Origin of the sequence: Rhodoferax sp., assembly GCF_039922535.1 — a bacterium.
Lineage (GTDB): Bacteria > Pseudomonadota > Gammaproteobacteria > Burkholderiales > Burkholderiaceae_C > Rhodoferax_B.
Genome location: NZ_JBDTEM010000261.1, coordinates 1 through 5,826 on the forward strand (window position 1 = coordinate 1; position 5,826 = coordinate 5,826).

The window sequence follows — 5,826 nt, forward strand, 5'->3', positions numbered from 1 at the left end:
ACCTTAAGGAACGGCGCGCGCAAAAATTGCGCCGGTGTCTCCAGACTTTCCTGCACGTAGACCACGCCAACCAGGAAGGCCATCACCGCACACAGCGTGCACATCACCATCACATACTGGCCGAGCCGGAAGTTGACCTTGACCGCCCACTGGCGCGGCAGCAGCAGCGCAGCCACGGCACGCAGCTGGTCGGTGGCACGCGAACCGGTCTTGCAGCGGTCGTGGCAGCGCGATTCGAGCGAACAGCACAAGGAGCAAATAGGTGCGCCGTAGGCTGGACAACGCGCCATGTCTTCCGATTCAAACTGGTTCTCGCAGACGGTACAGCGCACGATCTCACCGGGCTGCCAGCCGGTGTCGGGTGAGCGCGCCAAGTAATACCGCCCGCCGGTGGCCCAGGCCAGCAACGGTGCCAGCGCCATCGACACCACCAGCGCAACGAAAGGAGAAAACGCGGCCGCCGTTTCACCCAGCAGGCCGGCATAGGCACAGCAGGCGATGATGGCAGCCAATACCATCGCGCCCAAGCCCACCGGGTTGAAGTCATACAGGTGGGCACGGCGGAACTCGATGCCTTTTGGCGACAGGCCCAGCGGCTTATTGATGACCAGATCGGCCACCAGCGCCCCCACCCAGGCGATGGCCACATTGCTGTACACCGCCAGCACCTTCTCCAGCGCACCGAACACGCCCATGGTCATCAGCAGCGTGGCGATGCCCACGTTGAACACCAGCCACACCACGCGGCCCGGGTGGCTGCGCGTGACCCGGGCGAAAAAGTTGGACCACGCCAGCGAGCCGGCGTAGGCGTTGGTCAGGTTGATCTTGATCTGTGACACCACCACGAACAGCACGGTAATACCCACGGCCATACCGGGCATGCCCACCGCACGCATGATCTGGTTAAAACCGGCCAAAAACATCTGCGTGGGCTCGGCCGCGCGCGACGCGCCCACCTCGAACTGCAGCGCGGCAAAAGCCAGGAAGGCGCCACCGGCCATCTTCAGCATGCCCATGACCACCCAGCCCGGGCCAGCCACCAGCACTGCCCCCCACCAGCGCTTGCGGTTGGCGGCGGTGCGCTCCGGCAGGAAGCGCAAGAAGTCCACCTGCTCGCCGATCTGTACCACCAGCGAGAAGATCACGGCTGCCGCCGCGCCGAACATCAGCGGATCGAAGCCACTGCTGCCCGAGCGCAGGCCCGACAGGCCGGTGAAGTCGCGGTACAGCTGCGGCTGCGTCAGCGCAATCCACACGAATGGCAGCAGCAGCAAAAACAGCCACAGCGGCTGCGTCCAGGCCTGCAACTTGGAGATCAGCGTGATGCCGCGCATGGCCAGCGGCAGGATCACCACGGACGACAACACATAGCACCACTCCAGCGGCCAATCGACCACCATCTGGAGTGCCAGCGCCATGATCGCCGCCTCCAGCGCGAAGAAGATGAAGGTGAACACCGCGTAGATCAGCGAGGTGATGGTCGAGCCCAGATAGCCAAAACCCGCACCGCGCGTCAGCAGGTCCATGTCCAGACCGTAACGTGCTGCGTAGTAGGCGATAGGCAGGCCCGTCAGGAAGATGATCAGCCCGACCGCCAGGATCGCCCACATCGCATTGCTGAAGCCGTAGTTCAGCGCGATGGCACCCCCAATCGCCTCCAGCGCCAGAAACGACAAGGAGCCAAACGCCGTGTTGGCCACGCGGAATTCGCTCCAGCGTCGAAAGCTCTTCGGCGTGTAACGCAGCGCGTAGTCCTCCATCGTCTCGTCAGCCACCCAGGCGTTGTATTCCCGGCGGAAACGGAAGATGGTCTGCGGCGCAGTTTGCGGTTCGGGCATAGAGGGAGAGGCCATGCACACGACATGCAAGAAACGTTCTAGGCACGCGCCAACCACCCGCACCGAGCAGCGTCTACGTTAATTGACGTATGGGGCGAACTGCGGGTTGTCCCTAGGATTCATTCCAGCGCGGCACCCCCGCCCTACCAACCGCCCAACCCTCAACCTGTCCGCTGCAAGGAGCGTTTTCACTATGAAGCACACACCCGACGCCAACGTCCCAATCACACAAACGGCCACCACGGACGCGGGCCGCCGCCGTTTGCTGCAGGCGCTGGGCGCCGCATCGGTGGCCGGGCTGCCTGCCTGGTCTTCGGCCCAGTCCACGGCCGCGGTGAACACCACCAAGCTGGCGGTGACGGACACCGAGGTCATCGTCGGCCAGCTGCATTCCGCCACCGGCACGATGGCGATCTCCGAGACCGGTGCGATCCAGGCCGAGCAACTCGCTATTGACCAGATCAACGAGATGGGCGGCATCCTGGGCCGCAAGATCAAGGTGATCAAGGAAGACGGTGCCTCCGACTGGCCAACCTTCGCCGAGAAGGCAAAGAAGCTGCTGATCAACGACCACTGCGCCGCCGTGTTCGGCTGCTGGACATCCGCCTCACGCAAAGCTGTGTTGCCCGTGTTCGAGAAAGAAAACGGCCTGCTCTACTACCCCACCTTTTACGAAGGCCTGGAGCAGTCGAAGAACGTGTTCTACACCGGCCAGGAAGCCACGCAGCAAATTCTGTACAGCCTGGAATGGGCGAAGACGGAAAAGAAAGCGAAAAGCTTCTTCCTGATCGGCTCCGACTACATCTGGCCGCGCACCTCGATGAAGATCGCTCGCAAGCACATCGAGAACTTCCAGAAGGGCAAGGTCGTCGGCGAAGAGTACTACCCGCTGGGCAGCACCAACTTCGGCTCACTGATGAACAAGATCAAGCTGCAAAAGCCAGACTGCCTGTTCGTCGCTGTGGTCGGTGGCTCCAACGTGGCTTTCTACAAGGCACTGAAAGCCGCTGGCATTACCGGCGACAAGCAGCTGCTGGTAACGCTGTCGGTCACCGAAGACGAAATGACCGGCGTGGGCGGCGAAAACTTTGCCGGCTTCTATTCCTCCATGAAGTATTTCCAAAGCCTGGAGAACGACAACAACAAAAAGTTTGTCGCTGCATTCAAAGCCAAGTACGGCAAAGACTCCGTTATCGGCGATGTAACCCAGGCCGGCTACCTCGGCCCTTGGTTGTGGAAGGCCGCTGTCGAAAAGGCCAAGAGCTTCGACGTGGACAAAGTGGTCGCTGCCTCGCCCGGCATCGAGCTGAAAACCGCCCCCGAAGGCTACGTGAAGCTCGACCCGAACCACCACCTGTGGAGCAAGTCCCGCATCGCCATGGGCATGCCGGATGCGACGTTCAAAGTCGTCTCCGAGTCGCCAGAGCTGATCAAACCCGATCCGTTTCCTAAAGGTTATCAGTGAACTGGGCTCACCCCCAAGTCGCTCACTGCCCCGGAATCGGCCCAAAGGGTCGATAACGCATGTAGCTCCTCCCCCCTTGCAGGGGGCGACACCAGCGGCCTGGCAAAGCCAGTTCCGCGGTGTCTCACGAAGGGGCTTCGCTGCGCTTGCCGGTGCGAAGCCCGCTCGTTGTTTTGAATTGAATTGCTTCTTGTTTTAACGGACTGCGCCATGACCATTTCAGAAATGATGAACATCGGCCTGATGCAGGGCTTCGCAGGCCTCAGCCTGTTCGCAGTGCTGCTGCTCATGGGCCTGGGGCTGGCAATCATCTTCGGCCAGATGGGCGTGATCAACATGGCGCATGGCGAGTTCATGACCATCGGTGCCTACACCATCTACCTGGGCTCGACGCTCACGGCCACCCATGCGCCGCACTTCATGCCGTACTACTTTCCGTTGGCCATCTTTGCGGCCTTCGGTTTTGCGTTCGTCGCTGGCTGGCTGGTGGAGTGGAGCCTGATCCGCCACCTCTACAAACGCCCACTCGACACGCTGCTGGCCACCTGGGGCGTCAGCCTGGCGTTGCAGCAATGCTTTCGTACTTTCATCGGTCCGAAGGAAGTCAGCCCCACCCTGCCCGACTGGCTGCTGGGTTCGTGGGCACCGTCCGTGGGGCTCGATATCCCGATCAACGGCATGTTCGTACTGGGGCTGACGGCCGTCGTCACCTGCGGCATCTTGCTGGCGCTGCACAAGAGCCGCTGGGGCCTGCGCGTGCGCGCCACGGTCAGCAACCGCGTCATGGCCAACGCCATCGGCATAGACACCCAAAAGACCGACCGCTTGACCTTCGCCATCGGCTGCGGCATTGCTGGCATGGCGGGTGCGGCCTTCACCACCATCGGTTCCACCGGACCGACCTCTGGCTCGCTCTACATCGTGGATGCATTCCTGGTGGTGACCTTTGGCGGTGCAGCCAGCCTGCTGGGCACGGTGGTGTCAGCCTTCGGTATTGCGCAGACCCAGTCGATCACCGAATTCTTCCTGGCCGGCTCTATGGCCAAGGTGATCACGCTGTCGCTGATCGTGTTGATTTTGATGGTGCGCCCGCAGGGCCTGTTCGCCTCGAAAGTACGTCGGTAAGCACTTCCCCTTTTTCTTGATTCGTCCCGGAGCCCTCCCATGAAGTCCCTCAAGTTCTGGATATTGCGTTACCAGCTCACCAGCGTGGTGTTGCTGGTGTTTCTGCTCGCCGTGGTGCTGCCGCTCACGCTCGACATCTTCCGCCTGAACCTGGTCGGCAAATACCTCACCTATGCCTTCGTCGCCATTGGTCTGGTGATGGTCTGGGGCTACGGCGGTGTGCTGAGCCTAGGGCAAGGCGTGTTCTTCGGCCTGGGCGGCTACGCCATGGCGATGTTCCTCAAGCTCGAAGCCTCGGACCCGATCACCACCAAGATCCAGTCCACCCCCGGCATCCCTGACTTCATGGACTGGAACCAGATCACCGCGCTACCGGCCTTCTGGCTGCCGTTCAAGAGCCTGCCGCTGACGCTGATCGCCGTCATCGCCGTGCCCACACTCTTGGCCTGGATCGTGAGCTTCGCCATGTTCAAGCGCCGTGTGGGCGGCGTGTACTTCGCCATCATCACCCAGGCCGTAGCGCTTATCCTTACCGTGCTGATCATTGGCCAACAGGGCTACACCGGTGGCGTCAACGGCATGACCGACCTGAAGACCGTGCTTGGCTGGGACACCCGGACCGACAGCGCCAAGTACATCCTCTACTACCTGTGCGTGGCGCTACTCACGCTGGCCATTTTGTTGTGCCGCTGGATCCAGGTCGGCAAGGTCGGCACCCTGCTGCTGGCCATGCGCGACAAGGAAGACCGCGTGCGTTTCTCAGGCTACGACGTGGCCAACTTCAAGGTTTTCACCTTCTGCCTGGCGGCGGCGCTGTCGGGCATCGGCGGCGCGTTGTTCTCGCTGCAGGTGGGCTTTATGTCACCTAGCTTTGTTGGCATCGTGCCATCTATCGAGATGGTGATCTACGCGGCCGTTGGCGGGCGCATGAGCCTGGTCGGCGCCGTCTACGGCACCCTGCTGGTAAATGCCGGCAAGACCTTCTTCTCGGAGAGTTTTCCCGACCTGTGGCTGTTCCTGATGGCCGGCCTGTTCATCGGCGTGACCATGGCCTTCCCCATGGGCCTGGCCGGGCTGTGGGAAAGCCACATCGTGCCCTGGTGGAAAAGCCGCCGCGAAGCGCTGCGCCGTGCAGAAGTACCCGCGCCCAACCACGCTGCACCAGCACCCACGACGTCCAAGGCCTCCCCCGCATTGCCCGAAGGCGTGCGCGGCCAAAGCGTCTAGCCCCCTTGTAGCAGCCAACCGAGCACCACCATGAGCAATACCGACTTTGCCCTCGCGGTAGAAGACCTGACCGTATCCTTCGACGGCTTCAAGGCCATCGATGCGCTGACCCTCTACATCGACAAGAACGAGCTGCGCGTCATCATCGGCCCCAACGGCGCCGGCAAGACC

3 protein-coding genes and 2 pseudogenes are annotated in these 5,826 nt (G+C 62.0%); 4 read left to right on the plus strand and 1 reads right to left on the minus strand.

Annotation, left to right across the window (positions count from 1 at the left end):
* Positions 1–1,853, minus strand: a pseudogene (locus ABI213_RS12025) (hybrid sensor histidine kinase/response regulator); the annotation flags it as partial.
* Positions 1,854–2,031: 178 nt separating this feature from the next.
* Between ABI213_RS12025 and urtA the strand changes: the two are divergent.
* The 4 genes and pseudogenes from urtA to ABI213_RS12045 form a co-directional block, all read left to right on the plus strand.
* On the plus strand, positions 2,032–3,303 hold the full coding sequence (urtA, locus tag ABI213_RS12030) for an urea ABC transporter substrate-binding protein (RefSeq protein ID WP_348004872.1): 1,272 nt from the start codon (positions 2,032–2,034) through the stop codon (positions 3,301–3,303).
* Positions 3,304–3,513: 210 nt separating this feature from the next.
* Positions 3,514–4,428, plus strand: a complete 915-nt coding sequence (gene urtB / locus ABI213_RS12035; protein ID WP_348004871.1) for an urea ABC transporter permease subunit UrtB — start codon at positions 3,514–3,516, stop codon at positions 4,426–4,428.
* 39 nt (positions 4,429–4,467) lie between these two features.
* Positions 4,468–5,655 (plus strand): urea ABC transporter permease subunit UrtC, encoded by a 1,188-nt coding sequence (urtC, locus tag ABI213_RS12040; protein WP_348004870.1) that lies wholly within the window; start codon positions 4,468–4,470, stop codon positions 5,653–5,655.
* Between the two features lie 30 nt (positions 5,656–5,685).
* Positions 5,686–5,826 (plus strand): annotated as a pseudogene (locus tag ABI213_RS12045) (ABC transporter ATP-binding protein); the annotation flags it as partial.

Coding starts and splice junctions, on each gene's coding strand:
- urtA (WP_348004872.1), top strand. CDS start 2,032: ATGAAGCACACACCCGACGCCAACGTCCCAATCACACAAACGGCCACC.
- urtB (WP_348004871.1), top strand. CDS start 3,514: ATGACCATTTCAGAAATGATGAACATCGGCCTGATGCAGGGCTTCGCA.
- urtC (WP_348004870.1), top strand. CDS start 4,468: ATGAAGTCCCTCAAGTTCTGGATATTGCGTTACCAGCTCACCAGCGTG.